The organism is Pirellulaceae bacterium (genome assembly GCA_029243025.1).
GTDB lineage: Bacteria > Planctomycetota > Planctomycetia > Pirellulales > Pirellulaceae.
In genome coordinates this window covers 84,365-105,980 of the sequence record JAQWSU010000045.1, presented here as the reverse complement: position 1 = coordinate 105,980, position 21,616 = coordinate 84,365, and the positions used below count along the sequence as shown (strand labels likewise).

At 52.9% G+C, this 21,616-nt stretch carries 9 protein-coding genes; 5 read left to right on the top strand and 4 right to left on the bottom strand.

All coding sequences use genetic code 11. The features are described 5' to 3' along the window. Nucleotides 1–25: 25 nt before the first annotated feature. Nucleotides 26–6,304, bottom strand: a complete 6,279-nt coding sequence (locus P8N76_19455) for a lamin tail domain-containing protein (GenBank protein MDG2383859.1) — start codon at nt 6,302–6,304, stop codon at nt 26–28. Between the two features lie 247 nt (nt 6,305–6,551). Between P8N76_19455 and P8N76_19450 the strand changes: the two genes are divergently transcribed. After that, nucleotides 6,552–6,746: a hypothetical protein gene (locus P8N76_19450; protein MDG2383858.1), complete on the top strand. Its 195-nt coding sequence runs from the start codon at nt 6,552–6,554 to the stop codon at nt 6,744–6,746. A 32-nt stretch (nt 6,747–6,778) separates the two neighbouring features. Here P8N76_19450 and P8N76_19445 read toward each other — a convergent pair whose 3' ends face one another. Both P8N76_19445 and P8N76_19440 read right to left on the bottom strand, forming a co-directional pair. After that, nucleotides 6,779–13,114, bottom strand: a complete 6,336-nt coding sequence (locus tag P8N76_19445) for a lamin tail domain-containing protein (GenBank protein MDG2383857.1) — start codon at nt 13,112–13,114, stop codon at nt 6,779–6,781. 1,299 nt (nt 13,115–14,413) lie between these two features. Continuing rightward, nucleotides 14,414–14,593 (bottom strand): hypothetical protein, encoded by a 180-nt coding sequence (locus tag P8N76_19440; protein ID MDG2383856.1) that lies wholly within the window; start codon nt 14,591–14,593, stop codon nt 14,414–14,416. Here P8N76_19440 and P8N76_19435 point away from each other — a divergent pair. The 3 genes from P8N76_19435 (at nt 14,592) to P8N76_19425 (ending at nt 17,560) form a co-directional block, all read left to right on the top strand. Further along, nucleotides 14,592–15,620, top strand: a complete 1,029-nt coding sequence (locus P8N76_19435) for a DUF1559 domain-containing protein (protein MDG2383855.1) — start codon at nt 14,592–14,594, stop codon at nt 15,618–15,620. The genes P8N76_19440 and P8N76_19435 overlap by 2 nt on opposite strands. A gap of 357 nt (nt 15,621–15,977) precedes the next feature. Then, the gene (locus tag P8N76_19430) at nt 15,978–16,337 is read left to right on the top strand and encodes an STAS domain-containing protein (protein MDG2383854.1); all 360 of its coding nucleotides are present in this window, start codon (nt 15,978–15,980) and stop codon (nt 16,335–16,337) included. Then, nucleotides 16,337–17,560 carry a GspE/PulE family protein gene (locus tag P8N76_19425; GenBank protein ID MDG2383853.1) on the top strand — a complete coding sequence of 408 codons (1,224 nt, stop codon included), beginning with the start codon at nt 16,337–16,339 and terminating at the stop codon, nt 17,558–17,560. The genes P8N76_19430 and P8N76_19425 overlap by 1 nt, the downstream gene beginning before the upstream one ends. A gap of 144 nt (nt 17,561–17,704) precedes the next feature. Here the strand turns inward: P8N76_19425 and glgX are convergent, their stop codons facing one another. Next, nucleotides 17,705–19,792, bottom strand: a complete 2,088-nt coding sequence (gene glgX, locus P8N76_19420; GenBank protein MDG2383852.1) for a glycogen debranching protein GlgX — start codon at nt 19,790–19,792, stop codon at nt 17,705–17,707. Between the two features lie 708 nt (nt 19,793–20,500). Here glgX and purM point away from each other — a divergent pair. Continuing rightward, nucleotides 20,501–21,568, top strand: coding sequence for a phosphoribosylformylglycinamidine cyclo-ligase (gene purM, locus P8N76_19415; protein MDG2383851.1), 1,068 nt, complete (start codon nt 20,501–20,503; stop codon nt 21,566–21,568). Nucleotides 21,569–21,616: the final 48 nt, after the last annotated feature.

The window sequence follows — 21,616 nt, the reverse complement described above, 5'->3', positions numbered from 1 at the left end:
GGCAAAAGACGGGGATTTCCTTTGACTACTCCAGCGGTTGCTCAAGCAGTGAATCGGTGATTTGTTCAATCCTCTTTTCATCTTCCCGTTCTTTGTCTTCAAATAATGATTGCAAACTTTCTTCGATGAGGTCGATTTCGACAGCCCGATCTAGCGGATGGTCGGCAAGACCGAGGAGTTCGGTCCCAGCCGATCGATCATCCTGTTCCGCATGATCTTCCGCAAAGGCCGCACGGATTCGCTGCAAGTGACTCACTTTGATCGCGGCGGTCTGATAGGCACCTGACTGGAAGGCGAGCACGAGGTCACTTGAATCGAAATCACCATCGCCATTCCAGTCGCCTGTTTCCCACTGAGAATTCAGCGGGAGGGGATCGTCATATTCTCCCGCCTGGAAGACGATCACGAGATCGCTGGAATTAAATACGCGATCGAGATTGGCGTCTCCGTAATTTGATGACAGAATATTCTCGATCATTTCCTGGCGATCATTTGCGTTGACGAGACCATCGCCGGTCAGGTCGTAGCTGGGATTTGGGTTGGTGGATCGCATTTGCTCGAAGAGCAAATTGATATCGAGTTCATTCACGAGACCGTCGAGGTTGAAATCACCGACGATCGTTGAATCGGGAGATCCGGGCGACGGAATGGTGGCATTCCAAGACGGCCCCAAATTCCCAAAGGCGTCAACGGACTTGCGTTGTAACGAATGTCCAGTTCCATCAGCGCTCTTAGGCCAAGGTGCCAAATCGTCGTAGAGGACTTCATCCTCTTGGACGCGAAGGATTTCGGTTGGATCATCAGGGTCAGTCCCATCTGGCCGCAAGAGCAAGACTCGGTCGTCAGCGTTGCTGAGCAGACCTCGATACCCACCCAACAGTCGCACATTGTCATCAATGCCATAGTGAGCACGGAAGGCATTGACTTGATTGATGTTTTCTGGGTCGGCGGGATCGAACTTAAGTAGCACGACTGTTTCGCCAGCGGCCAGAGTGTCGGCCTCGGGGAAATCAAAATCGACGCCGCCTCGCACTCGCCATTCCGTTAAGTCGACGACAGCTGCGGTCGGGTTGTGAATTTCAATGAATTCCAAATCACTTGCATCAAGATTTGGATCCATCGCCAGGGCCGCATCGGAAAGTATTGGGTTGTATTGAAGTTCTGTCACCACAATAGGACCGACGCGAGGATCGGTGTTCGGAAGTCCTAACGACGTTCGCTTGAGGGGTGAAAGTCTGCCGGAACCGTTGGGGAAGCGTCCCAGAGATTCACCGTTGAGGGTTCCACGGAAATGGACGTCGTCGACAAAATCTCCCTTGCCGGTTACCAACCAGACACTGTCGCCCGTCCGTCCATTCAAGCCAAAGTCTTCGGAGCCTTGCGGTGGATTGTCTGGATTGAAGGCCGATTCATCCAGCACGTAATAGCCTCGCGCCGGAATGGTGGTTCCTGCGGGGAAATTGAATTTTAAGAAGTTATCGGCGGAATCGCTCAGACCCCATCCGCTGATATCCAAGGGGGTTCCAGTCGTGTTGTGCAATTCGATTGAATCGGGCAAGTTGACCGGGTTTTCAGTGCGAGCGAGCACTTCATTGATGACGACACCGAGTGATCCGGAGCCGGCACGACCGGGTGACCCGTCGACGTCGGTACTTCCACGCCACTGGTACCATTTACTTTGTTTTTCCGAGCTAACGCTCTCGGGACTGATCAATTCCAAAGTTGCACCAAAGCCATCGGACCGCACGGGCCAGGGATCGCTGTCGGCATAATTCACGGAGAAGATGACGTCACCCGTTCCTTCGACGATGTCGATGTCTTCCCCGTTATTATCGAGAGACCCCGAGAAGGCACCCGCAATCGGCAACTCATTCCCGTATCGCATTGCGAAGGCTGCCGGATTGCTGACGACCAGGAGTCGTTCGCCACTGGCAAGCGTTTTAATGGCGCTGTTGAGGAAATCGAATTCCACGCCATCGGTCAATTCAACACCTGTGAGATCGGCTGGTTGCGAGCCCACATTCAGGATTTCGACGAACTCAAAATCATCTCGGCCAAATCCAGCCTGTTGTTCATCATCCGAAGCGGCACTCGGATTGTAGTTCAATTCCGATATTACGAGTTCCGATGAAGTCACGACAAAGTCGTATTGTTTGGGACCACTCCAAGCGGTACGCACGATTCTCGATTCTTCCCCTCGATCAGAGATGTCATCGAAGTTTCTGGTCAAGATTCGCGTGTTTGCATTGATCGTTACCGTCTGACCGATGGGCAATTTGATGGCCGATTCGCTTGGATTACCGTCGGCCCCACGAGGGTCGGTTCCATCGGTCGTGTAATAGAGAGCCGCATTGGGGTTTTCACCAAAAGAGGTGGATCGTAATTCGGGCAACATCAACATATCGCCGCTTGTCTTGCTCGAATTAATGATACGGAGTCCGAGGACGTTCGTGCCATTCACTAGCAGGTGTTTGAATTCACTAATGTCGAAGTTTTCAAAAAGGACCGCTTCGCTATCTCGATGAGAACGGGCGCGTGAATCCCAAGCCAAGTCGCTATCGCGAAGATTAATACGCACGATTTCCTCGCCATTCAAGTAAGCGACGAAACCGTCATCGTACTTCATTCGCAATGCCAAGCCGTTGTCGGCCAAGGCGTCGACGTCATCAATGTTGAATTCCAATCGATTCAGGATCGTCGTCGCATCCGGGTGGGTTTCCGAGGGTCTGACGGTTGTGCGAATCAATTCGAGGAAGTCATCCCCGGTGTCAAATCCGATGCCCAGAGGACCGGACTGCCATTGGCTGTCGTCGAAATCGCTTGCGGACCAATTTGTCCCCAATTCGTCGTTGACGGGTACAAAATAGGTGGATACCGCTTCACCCGGCTCACCAAGAATCAAGGCCGGATTGTCAAAGGAGACGACCGAGGGACCGATAAGTTGGACTTCGCTGCCAGCCTCAATGATCACTCCTTTTTCCTGACCAAGTTCCTCGCCATCTACCCGGACACTCACCGGTTGCACGAAATTGTGGTCCATGAATTCAGCTCGTGCGTGTAACCAGGCACGTAGATGCTCGATTTCGCCCTGGAATGTTCGGTCGAGTTTGCCTGAGGGATAGGCACTGTTTGATCGATAGCGACTCGCGCTCGACCAACGCTCGATGTTTCGCGCGGCAGATTCACGAACGTCATCGGCAAGACGATCGATCATGGTATCGATATTGTCATTGCTGTATTCATCCTTTCGCAGTTGTTGCCATCGGTCGATGTAGGCCTGCCAAAAGCCGGGATCTTGAAACAGTTCTCGGAACCAGGTGTAGCTGAAGAAATTGGTGCCGCTGGAATTGGTCCAGACGGTTGGATCATCGTCGCGATTGTCGGTGGATTCCATACAACGGTCGCAGTCCCAAAGCGGGCCGTATTCCATTGGCTTGCCACGATCTTTGTGGAAGTAGGCGCTTAGACGAAAGGCATCCACATTGAAGGTCAGGACATTGATTAGGTGTTGATCAATCCAGGAATCAACGTTGATATATTTTGAATACCCATCTGGATCATTAATGTTCGGGTTACGTAGCGTATCCCGAAAAGCGTTGATGTAGTCCTGCACCCAATCTTCTTGTTCGGCAGTCGCCTTTTGATCTTCATCAGCTCGCCCTCGGGGGCTTTTGGGTTCCACCCAATTGATTCCCTGGCCGCCGGCGGAGAAGGTTGGCTCACCCGGATCGGCTCGATCGACTTTCCAAATGTAGCCTCCCGATATCTCTTCGCTGTTGGGATCGTTATCCGCTGGGGAAATGGCCGTGATATCTACTCGGTCGGGCCCACGAGTGACTTTTTCCATCAAAACGTAGGTGCCTGCATAATCTCGTTCTTCAACGACCCCATTGTTGCGATTGAAGTAGACTTCGACGAAACGCGTATGGGAGGCCCAGACGTCAATTTCGTGGCTCAAGCCCATGAAGAACGGATTTCGAATCAGGGCTCGATCGAAATTGTAAGGGGCGTGCAGGACCCAGTCGCTCTCGGCGGGCATGCCGGCGAGCGACACATCTGTGTCGTCATCTTCGGTGGTCCCGTCTGCTCCCCAAACCTCAAACGTCATGTTGGGTTTCGGCTGACCGGCTGTACTTGAGCCACGATCGCGAACTCCACCACGGCCCAAGTATTCCACCAGGCCATCAAGCTCAGATCGGCCTGAGGCTTTGCTCACATCGTAAAAGATGACATTCACGGGACGCAAAGAGGTTGATCCCGATCCAGGCAGTCCCTGACCGAGTGAATCAAGAATGACGAGTGGAATATCTGAATCACGGCCTCGGAGCGACTCGGAGGCAGCAAAGAAGGTTCCGGAAACTGGATTACTTGGATCGTAGGACCGATTAGCGGATGTGTCGAAGCTTTTCGCCTGAAGCATCGCGCTTTCGGTCAGAACGATCGGCCCGACGTAGCGGGTGGAGTTTGTCGTTGGATCGGTACCATTCAGGGTGTAGAAGATTTCCAGAGCAGGATTGGGTTCCTCGAGTTGCAATTCGATTGTCTGACTCCCAAAAAAGACACCCTGTTCAGCGATCAACACGGGCGAGGGCGCGGCTGCCAAATCGTTGGGCTCGCCTGGCGTGGGAACGATAAAGAACTGGGGTGTTTCTTCGAGAACTTCGGCACCTGATAACAGTGCATCAAAGAAAAAGTCTCTGTCGAGTGAGTTGACATTCATCGCCTGCACGGCCAACAGGTTCTCCGAGGGTTTCAGTGCATCGATAAAGGCGCTCACATTGATCTGAACGGAGGGGATTCGACCATTCACGGCACCAAAGACGCTGGTTGCGGACGAGTTCCAGGTGGATTCGATCGGGACATTTTGTTCGGTGATTAAAACACCATTGAGAAATGCACGAAAGCCGTCGTCGTATCGAGCCGTCAGAGCCAGTTCATCAAATCGCGACGGGTCACCTTCGACTTCAAAGGGAATTCGCAGATAGGCAGACGCGTTGTTGTTGAACATCTCATTGCCGAGATTCAAGCCAATTTCTGGGCCGTACACAGGCTGTTGGTCTGGCACAATGAATTGAGCATAGTCAAAGTCCGCTCGAATCGCGCTGCGAGGTGTTCGGCCGTAAAATGCGAATAGAGGTTGGTCAACCACTGGCGTGTTATCCACCCCGTCCATTGCTGTTGCGACAAGATTCCAATCGTCGGCCGCATCCAACTTGTAAAACGCGGACCAAGTTTGGGTCTTGCCGTCGCGTACCAATCGTAAATAGTAGTCTGTGCGATTGACGCTTACCCGAGAACCTTGCGAGTCTCCTCCAGCGATCAGCCGAAAGCTCAAGCGAGATGAGTATTCGAATTGAATCTGCAGTTTCCCGGTGGTTGCGTCGACCACACCGATACCCGCAACACCACGATCCGAGGCGCGTTGGGACACACGGGTGACGACTTCCCAGTCTCCCGGGCTGTCTCCGGGCAATTCGCGTGTGACCAAGGGCGCCAAGTCTCGAGCTTCCCAGCTGGTGTCTTGGGAGGCGGGGACATCGAGGCGTAACTTTCCATCCACCAACTCCACCGTGCTGGTGCCCTCAGCCGGAATGTTAGCGTTCCAAGCCGGATCAAGAACTCCATCGAAGTCGTCTTGCAGTTCGAAGCCAGGTCGGGCGATTTCGTAGCCGATTCCTTGATTGCCTTGGAACCAGCCTTCATCGTTGAAGGCGGGTTGAATCCATTCGTCGCCAAGTCCATTGTCAAGCGGCACCGTGGCGCGAACTGCTTCGGAGCCGTCAAGCAACTCGACCGTTTCACTACCGATCGCCAAGCCGAATGACTGATCTTCGAATTGGGGTCGGTATTGTTCACCAAAGTCTTGGGCGACGGTACCATCCGGTTTGACGAGGGCCAAGTACTCACCGTTACCAGCCAACTTAAAGTTGGTATGCAACTGGCTGTTAGGGTCAGTGCGATCTTTGTTGGATGCGAACACAATAATTTGTGCACTCGCGTCAACCGATACGGCGGGAAACTCCCACTTGTCGAGTTCCGTATCGTCATCCGTCAAGTACCAACCGTCAAGGTTTGCTGATTCGACACCGGCATTCCGGATTTCAATCCAGTCTTCGAAGTCACCGTCTTCGTCTGCCACTGTTGTCGAATTAATCGCCTGAAATTCAGAAATCGAAAGATCGCCGGCTAGCAGGTGTCGTGCTTCTAGCTGCTCGACGATGCTGTTTCGCAATGCATGGTGAACAGCACGTTGGCCACGGCTCCGATTCGTTAAGCCACCGAAATTCCATCTCTGACGATTCATTGAAAACTCCTCACAGCTGCAAAGCCCATCATGCCAACTCTGGCTGGCTTGAATGGTAAATTAAATTCGGATCCGGATTAGTGCACAAACGATCAAGGCTTATCCCTCTTTGGACTTGGCTGCGGTTGCATGGAACGAAACGGCACGGTCTTGCAGCGAGCTAAACACCAAGTCGTGAGTCGATCCGAGAGCTGATTTCCTGCCAAGTGTCGCCAAGAAGCCAGCCATTCAGCCATCAATCGGGCAGATGCGGATTATAAAAGAAGAATCTCGAAACTCCCAGCTTTTCCCGGATAGTTTCGCCGATTTCCATTGGCAAGTTCAGTTGACTCAACAAGCCATGATTGGCCGACAGGGCGAAGGCACGGCTGAAGAGCAGCAGGTGAGCAACCTAGGCACCGAACAGCCTGCTCATCGGTCGCTGTCTGTTAGCGACCGATGAGGTCTGTTGGGGCAAGCGAGAGTCGGATTCGATTAGAAACTCAGTCCATCATCGACCAACGCTTCGGCCGCGTCTTCGATGATGCTGTTTTTGCTTTCGTCACGACTACGGGCGTCAAACAAGGACTCGACCGATGCGTCAACCACACGAACGTTCCCCAACGGGTTGGCACCCGGGTTGACCGTTTGGGTATTGGCCAGCGTTTGAACTTTCGTGTCGTCGCTTGCAGTGGTTTGCGTGATTGCCGCACCAACCAACTGGAGGTTGACGCTTGTCGGATCGACGGCGCCTGTTGTGTAAGCTCCGCTTTGGAAGGCAAGGACCAGGTCGCCGGAGCCGAAATCGCCGTCGCCGTCCCAATCGCCCGTTTCCCAAAGTGAGTTACCGGAAGTGGCGTCGTCGTATTCACCGGCCTGAAAGACGATTACCAAGTCACTCGAATTGAACAGGCCATCAAGGTTCGAGTCGCCGAAATCGGTGCCGAGAACCGTGTTCACCATTTCATCACGATCCGCATTGTTGACGAGTCCGTCAGCTGTCAAATCGAACTCAGCACTGTTGTTCAGCGAGCGAATTTCGACAAACAGCAGATTGATATCGTCTTGATTGACGACTCCATTGCCATCGAAATCACCAGGCAGTTCACCCGCGAGGGATGCAGGCAAGTCACCCGCAACCCAACTGCTCGCCGCGTTGCCAAACGCATTCATCGTGATGCGAACCAAGGCACGTCCGGTTCCATCCGCTTGCGAAGGCCACGGCGCCAGGTCGTCGTAGAGGACTTCATCTTCGAGCACACGAGGGCTTTCGTTGGGCTGGTTGGCGGGGGGAGCAATCGGACGTAACAGAGTGACTCGATCGTCGCTGTTACTGAGTTGTCCCGCATAGCCACCCAGCAGTCGGTCGCCGTCGCCTACTGCATAATGGAGCTTAAAGGCGTTGACTTGATTGATATTTTCAGGATCGGTTGGATCAAATTTCAGAATGGTAATCGTTTCGCCCGCGGCGATTGTCGTACCGTCCTCAAAGCTGAATTCCACGCCGCCACGAAGTCGCCAATCGTTCAACGAAACGTCGGCCCCTGTGGGGTTGTGAATTTGAACATATTCAAGGTCACTCGTTTCCAGGCTCGGATCTTGTTCAAGTGCCAACGATGAGGCACGTGGGTTGTACTGTACCGAGCTGATTACGATTGGTCCAACCCGCGGGGAGAGGTTCTCTGCGCCTAGGCTGAGCACCGATAAGGGGGCTAAGCGACCCGAACCATTAGGCACTCGTCCGAGGGACTCGCCATTAATCGTTTCACGGAAGTGGACATCATCCACAAAGCTGCCATCGGGTTTGGTAAGCCAGACATTGTCACCTTCGACACCATTGAGTGCGAATCCGTCATTGCCATTCACCGGGGTGTCCGCGTTGAAATCACTTTCATCGAAGACGACATAGCCACCGGCGGGAAGTAAGGTTCCGTTCGGAATGGTGAATTTATCCAGAGAACCCGCGGCATCACTGAGTCGCCATCCACTGATGTCGATTGCGGCATCCGTCACGTTGTGTAGTTCGATCGAATCGGACAGATTCACTGGATCTCGCGTTCCAGCAAGCACCTCGTTGACGACGACTCCGGCAGCGCCGACTCCGGCGGTTCCGGGCGAGCCACCGTTTTCACTGCTGCCACGCCAGCTGTACCACTTGTTCTGGCGTTCGGCGGGTGTGTTGTTGGGATCGATCAATTCGAGGGTCGCACCAAAACCGTCAGCCCGAATTGTCCAGGGATCGCTGTCGTTGTAATTCAACGAGAAGATTGTTGCTCCCGTTCCATCGACCAGGTCAACGTCCTCACCCGTGTTGTCCAGAGAGCCGTCGAAGACGCCGATGACGGCATCGCTGTTACCATAGCGTGCTGCGAATGCTGCCGTGTTACTGGCGACAATCGCATAACCACCCGGAGCAATTGAGCTCGTGCTGGCGTCGAAGAAATCGAATTCAACGCCATCTGCCAGTTTGACGCCGAGCAAGCTCGCAGCCGCTGCACTGGGATTGTGGATTTCAATGAACTCGAAATCGTCATTGTTGTAGGGTGAGTTGTCCGCGTCGTCGCCAGCTGGGTTGTAGTTGAGCTCACTGATTACGAGCGGAGAGTCCGCAACAAAGAAGTCGTATTGCAGCGGGCCACTCCAGTCGGTCTTAACGATTCTCGCTTCCGGACCGCGGTCGGTGGCGTCGTCAAACGCTCGAGCCACAATTCGAACATCTTCATTGATGGTCAGAGCTCCGCCTTGTGGCATGAGCTGAGAGGATGCCGTTGGCGTGCCATCAAGTCCACGAGGATCGGTTCCATCGGTGGTGTAGTAGACCTTGGCGTTTGGATTCACGCCGAAATTGACTTCTCGAGATACCAGTTCGGGCAGCATGAGCATGTCGTTACTGCCAGAGGTTGAGTTGACACCTCGAATGGCCAGCACGTTGCGGCCGTCCACGAGCAGATTGCTGAACTCTGAGATGTCAAAGTCTTCAAAAACGACGGCTTCGGAATCACGGTGCGAAGTGCCACGCGAGTCCCAAGCAAGATCGTTGTCGCGAATGTTTTGTCGCCAGACTTCTGTGCCGTTTAGATAGGCAACGAAGCCGTCGTCATACTTCATTCGCAGGATGAGATCCTCGGATTTGGCGGAGGATGCATCAGCCAGGTTGAATTCCATTCGAGCCAGTACGGTGGTTCCACCATCTTTCACGTCATCGGGCTTGGGAATGACGGTACCGATCAGGTCGAGGAAATCATCGCCACTGTCAAATCCGAGTCCCAATGGTCCGGATGTCCATTGCCCGTCGTCGAAATTGGGTGCTGCCCAATCGGCGCCCAGCGAGTTGTCCGTGGGGATGAGGTAGCTGGCAGTTGACGCGCCCACGTCACCCGACAGGACGACCGTGTCGTTGTAGAAAGTTAACGGTGCGGCAGACACATTGACTTCGGTGCCCGGGCTCAATAAATCCCCGTCCGCATTGGCTGACAACTGTTCGCCACCGATATCGAAGAGAGGTTGGCCAACGAAGTTAGCGTCCATGAATCCAGCGCGCTCAAGGAGCCACTGACGCATGTTTTCTACTTCGCCTTGCCAGGTTCCATTCAATTTACCGGAGCCGAAATTACTGTTGTTACGAGGCCTAGTGCCACGCCATTTGGTGAAATTGCGAGCCTGAGCTTCCGTCAAAGGATCGGCGAGCCGATTGATCGTTTCATTAATTCCGTCATCGCTGAGCATCGTGTTGCGGTACATTTGCCAACGGTCAACATATAACTGCCAGAATCCAGGATCGCTGAATAAATCGCCCCACCAACGCTGTGTTCCGTTCCCGAAGAAATCGGTACCAAAGTCGGGTACTTCGGAACGCCAAACGTAAGGGTCATCATCACGACCATCCGTCGATTCCGCCGATCGATCAAAATCCCAGATCGGACCGTAATCCATTGGAGCATCACGGTCCTTGTGCATGTAAGCACTGAGACGCAAGGCATCGACATTCATCATCCAAACATTGACCAGATGAGTGTCAACCCAAGAGATCGGGTTAATGTACTTGGAATATCCTTCGGGATCATTGATGTCCGGATTCCTAAGTGTATCAGCAAACTCATTCAGGTAATCGGTGATCCATTGTTGCTGAGTCGAAGTAGCCTTCTGATCCGGTCTTGCAGTTCGACTGCCGGGGCTCTTGGGGGTCACCCAGTTCAGCGATTGCCGACCAGCGGAAAAGGCCGGTGCATCCGGATCGGCTCGGTCAACCTTGAACATGTAGCCACCGGAAATATTCGGCTCGCCTTCTTCTAAGTTTGGATCATCGGGAGCTTTTGTCACGGATGGATCAATCGCTGCGATATCAACCCGATCGCCACCTTGCTTGATTTTTTCCAAGACGGCATACACACCAAAGTAATCGTCCGCCGAGACCACTCCGTCACCTTTGTTGAGGTAGACTTCTGCGGGTCGGTAGTCGGGAGCCCATTGTCCCATTTGATTACTCACATCGAATGCCAATTGGTTGCGGATTAAGGCACGGTCGAAATCATAGGGAGCGTGCAATACCCAATCACTCTCAGCTGACATTCCCAACAAGGCGACATTGGTGTCGTCATCTGCCGTGGTGCCGCTGGTGCCCCAGGTTTCGAAGGACATGTTGTGTTTAGGTTGGCCGCCCGTACTCGATCCACGAGAACGTGCACCGCCTCTTCCTAGGTAGTCGACGATTGCACCATCAATGGACGCTCGTCCCGTCGCTTTGCTCACTTCCAATACTGCGACGTTCATGCCAACCAGGCTGGTAGAGCCTGTGCTGGGAACGCCCTTTCCGAGCGTATCGAGAATGATGATTGGCAGATTTGAATCCGTTTCCCGAAGATCGTCCGCCAGGGCGAAGAAGGTACCACTTGCGGCGTTGCTCGCAACAAAGTTGGGGTTCGCCGAGTTGTCGAACGTTTTTGCTTCGAGTCGGGCACTTTCGTTGAGCACGATCGGTCCGCCGTACAGACTGGATCTGGCGGTTGGATTGGAACCGTCCAGCGTGTAACGAATCTCGAGGTTGGGGTTTGGATTGTCGATACCCAATTCGATCGTTTGACTGCCAAAGAATAGCCCCGAGTCACCTGTGATTACGGGCGTTGGAGCAGCCGGGAGCAGATTCAATTCACCCGGAGTGGGTTGAATAAACGGTTGCAATGATTCTGATAGAATCTCCGCAGTTGAAAGCGTCGCGTGGAAGAAGAAGTCGGGATCGCTTGCGTTGACGTTCATTCCTTGAACGGCTAACACGTTCGTGCCTTCACGCAAAGCGCCCAGCGACGCGGCTGCGAAAACGCTGTCGACCGGGATCACGCCGTTCACCGCACCTCGGGTCGACGAAGCTTCGGAATTCCAAGTGCTATCGATTGGTACATTTTGTGCCGTGATTTCGACACCGTTCAAAAACGCTCGATAGCCATCGTCTGACATGGTCGTTAAATCTAACTCGTCAAAACGAGTGGGGCTTTCGTTGAGTTCGAAGGGGATTCGCATGTAAATCGATGAATTCTGATTCATCATCGAATCTTTGACGTCCAGGCTAATTGGATAAATCGGACGTTGATCGGCAATCGAGAATTCAACGCGATCAAAGGTGGCCGTGATCGTGCTGGTGGGGGTGCGAGCAAACAACGCCGCTCGTGGCTGGCTGATGTAAGGCGAGCTGTCGATGCCGTCAGTTGCGACGCCAACAGCTTTCCAATCCCCAGCGAGATTGGTCTTGAAGAATGCGCTCCAAGTCTTTGCGATGTTGTCGCGGACTATTTTGAGGGCATAGTTCTCTTTGTTTCGCTCGCGGTCCGTGTCAACTTCCACACCGCCAGATGTGAAAATGATCTTGTCGTCATCGATGGAGTATTCAAGACTGATCGCCAGCTTGCCATTATTGGCGTCGTAGATGCCGATTCCAGCTCGACCCTCGTCGTCCTCGCCCTGCGTGACGTGCGTGGTGAATTCCCAGTCAATCGGGCCATCCCCCGGGATTTCACGGTAAACAATCGGCGCGAGACCACGACTGCTGTGTCGTGTGTCTTGTCCCTCGGGAACGTTCATGACCAAGTTGCCACCGGTGATCTCCACCGTTGATGTACCGCCGTCGGGGATATCGGTGGTCCATTCCGGGCCTAACGGTGCGTCGAACTCGTCCGCTTCTGTGAAGGCCGAGTAAAGATCTTCGAAACCAACGCCCGTTGTGCCAGAGGTCCAGCTGGAATCGTCAAATTCCGTTGCTGTCCAACCGGTTCCGAGATCATTGTTGGCTGGGACGTGGACATTAATCGCCGCATCGTCGGGAATCAATTCTTTGACATCTCGACTGACAGCCAACCCGAAAGATTGGTCCTCGAGTTGTGCAGGATAGGGATTGAACGATTGAGTGACCGTCGTTCCATCCGGCTTGACCAACGCCAAGAACTCGCCGTCACGGTCAAGTTTAAAGTTCGTGTGTAAGTTGCCGGCCGGGTCGGCCTCATTGTCACCCGACGCGAACACAACGATGATCTCGCCCGGTTCAAGCGTCGTATTTCCGGGGAATTGCCATTGCTTCAGATCCAGCTCGTCATTCGACAAATACCAACCACCAACATTAATTGCTTCGACGTCCGGATTGCGGATCTCAATCCAGTCAGAAGATCGGCCATTGCCATCAAGGATGGTATTAACATTCGATGCTTGGAATTCAGATAGGACAGGGTCGGCGGCCAACATTGCTCGAGGTTCAAGCGGTTCCACTGCAGACACACGTCGCTTATCAATGGCTTCGGATTGCTTCAGCAAACGACGGGAGACCGATCGGCTTTTCTTACGACCCATATCAAATAACTCCTAACAACCTTCATGTTAACCAATGAACGCGCAAGTCTCGGTCGATACCAAAGACCTGGAATGAATGTGATTAAAAATAAACGCTTGTCGAGAACCCCAGCTGGACTGAATCACCAGTTCCCCTCAAAGATCATTTGTCCTTACGACACTTTGTTGATCTCACACCTCAGCCACGAACTTCGTTTCGGAAATCGTCTTCCTCGTCTGAACGGGTAACGCCTGATACAGAAATAACCGCTTATTTGACAAAGCGAGCCCTGAGCGATTTGGAGTTCTCTGGATCAGTTCGTACCACTATCTCGTTGCGACGCAGATGTAGCACCTTTTCGGTGTCAAATACACGTAACGCCACTACCTCATTGCGAAATGCATCGACGGCGATTGCCGTTTCGTCGCTCATTGTAGTCTGTTTTTAATGATTTTGCGCGCTAATCTTTTTGGGAGCGGTTACGAAATCAAAATCTCGGCTCGGAAAATCTCAACGCGAAACGATTGATCCGAAACGATTCGTTTCTTCTCCCGTACGGCCGCTCGACAAAAATAGTTGGAGTTGTGGGAAACCGCCAAGCTTCCCGTGTTGAGAACGCTTGGCAATGTTCAAGGAATGAAACGAAATCTTCCCGTTCTGTGCATCCGGAAATGGCAGCAGCTTAATGATTCAAACCAATTGATCAGCTTGCTTAACTTCGAACTTCCACTTTGGCCTCCGAAATCGCGCTTCCTTCATCTCGCTGCGGCAACGGTGACGAAGGGATTTTCCGTAACGTATTCTTTACAGTCAAACGATTCTTTAGCTTCACCAAAAAAATAAAAAACTTGCTTGAGCAAAGAGCGGATCCGATGCTCTTGCGACCGGCCAATGATTTTTTTCGTTTTTCGCTTGAGCAGCGATCGCTCGTTGGTTTGGAACCGACTCGTCGGATAGATTGCACATTCGCCTGCGAAAAAAAGATTGAGCCTTGATCGCGATCGGAGCGAAAAAGAATCGGCTTGATTGGGATGATCCGCCAGCTTCGTTTTCCGGTGTCAAAACCGTTGCCCCTTCCGATTCGACTGGCTTCCTGATTTTGCTCTGAGGTGAACGACCTGGGCAATAAGGCGTCGTTTGTTTGCGACTTTGAACTTCGTGATTCTTCACCATGAGGGCGGATCGAGTTCGTTTTGGCCGTTTTTACCTGCGATCTGTGAAGGGAGTACTTTTCATCCACTCGTGCAAATTTTCAATGGTCGAGAAACGTTCTTAAAGTGATCAGCGTTCCCCATCTCATGGGCACTGAAACGGATGGCTCATGGGCACTGAAACTGATCGTTGACTGGATCCATGACCTTCGATTGCCGCAACAAACCATCGCCCGCGTTTACGTTCATCGAACTACTGGTCGTGATCAGTCTGATGGGAATCTTGATCGTCTTGTTATTGCCGGCAATCAATTCTGCTCGTGAAGCCGCGCGCAGGACACGTTGCATGAATCGTCTTCGCCAGATTGGTATGGCAGTTGCCAATTATGAATCGACCCATGCCAGATTTCCTCCTGGACGCTTGCTGCCAGATTGGGTTCATGGGGGGCGTGTTCAACGAGCCTACACGAATTACAACCGAGTTAACCAACGGGCAGGCCAGGGGGAATCCACGGGATTTCGATCGGTTCACATCTGGATCTTGCCCCACCTGGAAAGCGATTCGGTGTATCAAATGATCGACCTCAAACGACCGTCGGCACGGCGTATGAGTCAAGCTGGTCAACCTTACAACATCAATTACGATGCTTACGCGACAGCAGAGGACATGTTTATTTGTCCTAGTGATCCGAATACTGTTCGGATTATTTCAGAGAACAACTATCGATACAACTTCGGCGGTTCTACGCCTTACGGCGGCGCGTACTCGACGTCGCGGCAAGCCACTCACGACGCGACGGTGGGCGGTCAGTCGGTGCTGGGAAATGGTGCTTTTTCAGCTGGCAAGCGGGGGATGACTTCTGGGAAAATCCTGGATGGACTATCGAAAACAGCCTTCTTTTCAGAACGTACCAAGGGCAGCGGAATCAATGCGGCAATCAAGTTACCGACAGCGAGTGACATCGTGACGATGCCTGGCCGAGAAGATCGCCCAATTCGGCGCGAGATCATTTTTCGTCGTTGCAAGAACTACCGACCCCGGCCATCAAGATATAACTTTACGTCCGCCGGCCGTTGGCTGTCAGGCTCGAACTATTCGAATGGCTGGCCATTTGCGGGCTACGCGGGCACGATGTACAACCATGTCGCGCCTCCCAACTGGACAGGGCAGGATTGCGGAAATTGGAGCGCAATTCCGGATACGCCGGGTGAACACGCCATTATCAGTGCACGAAGTCACCATCGGAGGACGGTCAACGTGAGTTTTGGAGACGGTCACGTTGCTTCGATCGATGACACAATTGACTTAGAGATTTGGCGTGCCATCGGAACTCGAAACGGCAAGGAAAGGGGCCCCCTGCACCAAATCGATTAACCGGCGCTTCCGGCGGGCCAGATTCGCTCATTTCCGGTGGGTCCGTTCACGAAAAACACGCCTGCTGGCTCGAATCGTTTTTGCCGACGACCTGTTGGGGTTGCCTCGGCAGAACCCCCGCCAACGGCTACAATCAGGGCTTCGCACGCTGGACGGAAAGCAGCTCTCGGGGTTTCTGCCATTCACTGCGGTCGAGGATTCTTTGTCGAGGATTCTTTGTCGAGTACAGAGAAACGCAGGGGGAGCGCGCCGTTCTGGCGGTTGATTGGCGAGCTCGGGAGGCCGTATCCATCGGGCAGATTAGGTGAGATTGGCTGCGGGCAGGATTGAATTCAAGCAAATTGAGGAGATTGCATTATGGATGTCCGGTTGGTGAATTCAGAGAACGACTGGACCCAGTTTCAACTGGTCGGCGATATCTCCGGCGATGCCGTGTCGGGCGCCAACAAGACGCCGCTGAGTTTGCTCAATTTGCCAGAGCAAGGGCTGGATAAACACATTCTGCTCGACTTGAATGACGCCACCTTCCTGGACTCCAGCGGAATCGGCTGGTTGTTGAGCATCAACCGAGCGGCAAAAGAACAGGGATTCGGCGTTGTGGTCCATTCGGTACCTCCGCTGATCCACCGGGTTTTTACCATGATGCGTCTCGGAGAAGTCATCCCAGTTGTCGAGGGACTCGACGAAGCACGGAACCACGTAACGAGTACGAATTGATGAGTAACCAGATCGAGCCTGATAATCGGATTGATGCTGAAAACGAACCCGTCGATCGTACCGCAGCTGCCCTGATACAGTTAGCGATTCAGATGAAGGCTAGCGATCTGTTCTTTTTGACGAATCAAGATCAGGTCGAGGTGCGATTACGACAGATGGGGATCATGCGTACTGTCCGCAGCTACTCGCTAGAATATGGTCGAAAGCTGATGTCTCATTTCAAGGCGATGTCGAACATCGACATCACCGAACGCTTCCGTCCTCTCGAAGGCCGTTGGGTTTTCAATCGTGAGGAAGGTGCCGTTGATTTGCGTTTGAATTGTATGCCAACTCTCCATGGGGAAGATATCACCTGCCGGATTCTGGATCGCCAACGGGGACTGATTCGATTAGACGAGCTGAGCGTGAGCCAGCAAGCTTATCACGAATTGATGTCGTTGATGAAAAACCCGAGTGGTTTGATTTTGGTCAGCGGCCCCACTGGAAGTGGAAAGACAACAACGCTCTACAGTTGCCTGCAGGAATTGAATAATGGTGAACGCAAGATTAATACCTTGGAGGATCCGATCGAGTATGTCTTGGACGGCATCCGTCAATCTCAAGTAAACATCAGGGTTGGCGTTGATTTTCCCGAGCTGTTAGCGGCCTGTTTGCGGCAAGCTCCGGACGTAATCATGATTGGCGAAATTCGAGATGCAAAAACGGCGAAAATAGCCGTCCGAGCGGCGAATAGCGGACATCTCGTGTTGGCCACCCTTCATGCGCCTGTCGCCGCTTCAGCGGCTTACAACTTGCTGTCCTATGGCGTGAACCCTCACTTTCTCGCCAGCAGTTTGTTGGGCATTATTTCCCAACGCTTGCTGCGCCGCCTCTGTGCGAACTGCAAAGTTCCTATTGATGTCTCGGATCATCCCACACTGTTTCAAGATGTGCGGTCTTTGTTGCCGCCTGATACGGGTAAGACCATGTATGCTCCCGGTAAATGCGAGCAATGTTACGAGCAAGGCTATGACGGATTGCTTGGTGTTTGCGAAGTGCTAGGGATGAACGATGAAATTCGTAAGATGATGGTGCAGGGAGAATCGATGAAGAGCCTGCACGAGGCGGCTGTCAGAAATGGAATGCTCGAGCTGCGACGATCGGCTTTGCTTGAAATCGCAGTCGGTTCAACGACAACCGAAGAGATGTTTCGTTGTATTCCCTTTGAGTTCTTTGATGATTGAACGGCCGCGGAAAGAGCAGTGAAGCATGAATCTTCTCCGTCAACGCAGATGGACGTCTCGTTACCGTGCCGCACGGTCTCAGTTTGCTTTGACCGTGTCAGCGACGCGAGCCATGCCCGTTGGCGGGGCACGTTCTCAATATCGTTAAGACTCCTCGTTGACGGCGACGTAGCACCGTAACGAGTGTTCCTCGAGTGTAAGGCATCCGGTTCTTGGCAATGACGGACCATTAGAATCCGGGAAGACATCTCGCGGCGAAGGCGCAGCCGTGTCGAGCACGGTGCGCCAGCGGGCTCCCTTTGCAATCGGCGGTAGGATGAATTGTTGTGGATCATGAGCATTGTTGATCATGATCAGAACATCACGTCCCTGCTGCTCGGGGTCTTCCGCTAATCCTGGAGAGGCCAGCAAGCAGATTAGGCATCGGTCATCCTTGGTCCAGTCAATCGCGGTTCCAAGCGAGCTGTACCAATTCACATCTGACAGCCCGGAGCGAGTGGGTTGTCCGCTGAGAAAGTACTTGCGACGAACGGTCGGCTGACGTCTTCGGAAAGCGATCACCGATCGAACGAACCGTACCAGCTCTTGGTTCTGCTGGATGTGATTCCAATTGAACCAGCTGATTTCATTGTCTTGGCAATATGCGTTGTTATTGCCGTGTTGCGTTCGTCGACATTCATCACCCGACAGAATCATCGGCACACCCTGGCTCAGCAAGAGCGTCGCTAACATGTTTTTTAGCTGTCTCTCACGGATGCGTTCGATGCCCTGATGACGAGTTGGTCCCTCGATACCGTAATTGTAACTCAAGTTGTTGTTGTCACCATCACGATTGCCTTCGCTGTTGACTTCGTTGTGTTTGTCGTTGTAAGTCACCAAGTCGTTGAGCGGAAAACCGTCGTGCGATGTGACGAAATTGATACTGTGGTACGGTCTTCGACCTCCCGGTTCGTAGAGATCGCTCGACCCGGCCAGGCGAGTCGCCAAGTGGCCCAGCATTCCCGAGTCGCCACGCCAGAATCTGCGCATGTCATCTCGGTATCGTCCGTTCCACTCAGCCCATCGAAGATTTCCGAATGAGCCCACTTGATAAGCGCCTGCCGCATCCCATGCTTCCGCAATGATCTTGGTGTCGGCCAGCAGCGGATCCTCAGCAATCGCTTCGACGAGTGGCGGGTTGGGCACCAAATGCCCCTGGCGATCTCGACTAAGAATCGAAGCGAGGTCAAAACGAAACCCGTCAATGTGATAGTTGTGAACCCAATGCCGTAAGCAATGGAAAATCATTTCACGAACGATTGGGTGATTTCCATTGATGGTGTTTCCGCATCCCGAGAAGTTCTTGTAATAAGAACCGCTTTCGAGCATGTAATAGACGTTATTTTCAAGTCCTTTAAAGCTGAGAGTCGGCCCTAGTTCGTTTCCTTCACAAGTGTGGTTAAAAACCACGTCCAAGATCACTTCGATTCCAGCTTGGTGTAACGCCTTCACCATCTGTTTAAATTCGATCACTTGGCTGCCTGGCGTGGATCCGGCCGCATAACCGCGGTGCGGGGCGAAAAAGGCGAGTGGATCGTATCCCCAATAGTTCGGCCGGTCTAACTTTTGGCCATCAGTGCCTTGAATCGGGAACTCATGGACCGGCATTAACTCGACGGCAGTGACACCGAGTGATTTCAGATAAGGGATTTTTTCGATGACACCTAAGTACGAACCAGGGTGTTCGACTTTACTCGTTTCGTCCATCGTGAATCCACGGACATGCATCTCGTAGATGACACTTTCCGACAGATCACGACGAAGATGGCGGTCGCCTTCCCAGTCGAAGTAATCGTCCATGACCACGCACTTTGGGGGACGAATGATACCGTCAGCCGACGGCTGGAATTCACCCGCGAGCGCCTTGGCGTAGGGGTCGATTAGTCGAGCGTGGCCGTTAAATCGGTGGCCATTGGCCGGATCAAATGGCCCCTCTGCCTGAAAATGATAAAGCTGCCCCGCGCCGACCTCTGGAACAAAAACGCTCCAAATGTCTCCCCAGCGATCGGTGTCAGGATCGAATTTGATGATTTCGCTTGGTTCCGTATCGGAGACGTTGTCATAAAACAACAATCGCATCGCAGTCGCCGAGCGACTGAATACGACGAACTGAACGCCACGATCGTGTATGAGCGCTCCGTACGGTAGAAGGTGCGTGAATTGTAGTTCCGGGTGAGGGTGAGCCATCAGCATCTTGCAAGATCCATCAATATTCACAGGTGGTTCGAAGTCGTACTAAACAACAGAGGAAGGATACCACTAGTAGTTAACCGGACGATCATTCCTCGAATGTTTTTGCTCGAAAAACCACGAACACAAACCACGTTGCACGCCCTGGGTAAAGAATTTCATCGGGTGAAGATTTTCCGCTTCAAAGATCTGTGGCGCGTGGAGATAAATCAACGTCCGACGATCTTGCTTGATTCCTCCTTCGCTAATAATCGTCAACGGTGGGAAGCAATCAGCCTCTGCTCATTACCCCTTACTTTTCGTTGTAGGTGCTACTTTGGTTAGAACCTCGGGAACGGGCTAACTCACCAAATCTTTTTCATGGTGAGAACAACCGCTAAATAGCCCGACCGGCATGATAGGCGGATCGGATGCTTTGCGAAGCCCACAACGGGGTGAAGAAGGACGGTCTCGAGCCATACAGCAGGGGTGGGTCGCGTCTTCCGCCGATAAGGAGAGGGGGGGAGTCAGGGATCGGCGACGTCGGAGAGGGCGAAATCCTTGCATTTGCCGCTATGCCCCCGATAACCGGTGCATCCGATAGTCCACGGCCGCTGGCGACTATTTCACAGACGACGCCTCCTGCCCCCAGCGTTGACAGTTTATGATAATGCTCCGTAAAATTCCGGTTTGCATCTTTGAAGTTTGAAGATTTGAAGAAATGTGGAGCGAATGTCCAAGGCGACCTACAAAAGTGCCGGCGTAGACCTGGACGTCTACCAGCAATCGATGGCAAAGCTGCCGCGATTGATGCATCGCACCTTCTCACCGCGAGTCATGAAGCTGGACGGCGGGTTTGCGGGCCTGTTTCAGCTGGATTTCCAGAGCCCCTTATTTCGTAGAACTTATGAAGATCCTGTGCTCGTTTCCTGTGCTGACGGGGTTGGCACCAAACTCAAAGTTGCCACGCTGGCCCAGGTACACAACACCGTTGGAATCGATTTAGTCGCGATGAGCGTCAACGACGCGATTTGTTGTGGGGCCGAACCGCTGTTCTTTCTCGATTACGTCGCAATGTCTCACGACAGTCCCGACTTGCTTGAGCAAATCGTAGAGGGGATTAGCGAAGGGTGTATGACATCCGACTGTGCCTTGCTCGGTGGTGAAACGGCGATTATGCCCGATTTGTATGCTCCGGGCGAATATGACTTAGCCGGGTTTTGCGTTGCCGTCGTAGAACGCAAGCATCTGATCACGGGGGAGACAATCGACTCGGGTGACATTGTGTTGGGGCTCTCGTCCAACGGACTGCATTCCAACGGATTTAGCCTCGTTCGTAAAATTGTCTTCGAGGTGGCAGCTCTCCAAGCGACGGATCATGTGAGCGAACTTGGTCAGACGGTTCAGGATGCCCTACTCGAACCAACTCGGATTTATGCCCCGGCAGTGAAGGAGATTCTGAATCACTACAAGGTGAAGAATGTGGTGCATGGCATTTCCCATATCACGGGAGGCGGCCTCCAGGAAAATCTTGAGCGAATCACGCCGAAGCACGTGGACATACAGATCGATATGAAGAGTTGGCCCGTCCCGGCTGTTTTTCGTTGGCTGCAGAGCTTGGGTGAAATTGAGCCGGCTGAGATGCAGCGAGTGTTTAACATGGGAATTGGGCTCGTCTTGGTGGTCAGTCCTTTCTACGCCAAACGGATTCAACAGATTGTGGAATCCGCCGACTTTGAATGCCACGAGATTGGAAAAGTCGGTGCTGGCAGCGGAAAGGTTGTTGATGCCGTCGGCTAATTGGCCAACCGACGTTCCCTTGGAGGCGCGCTGCACGAAGTCGGAGCT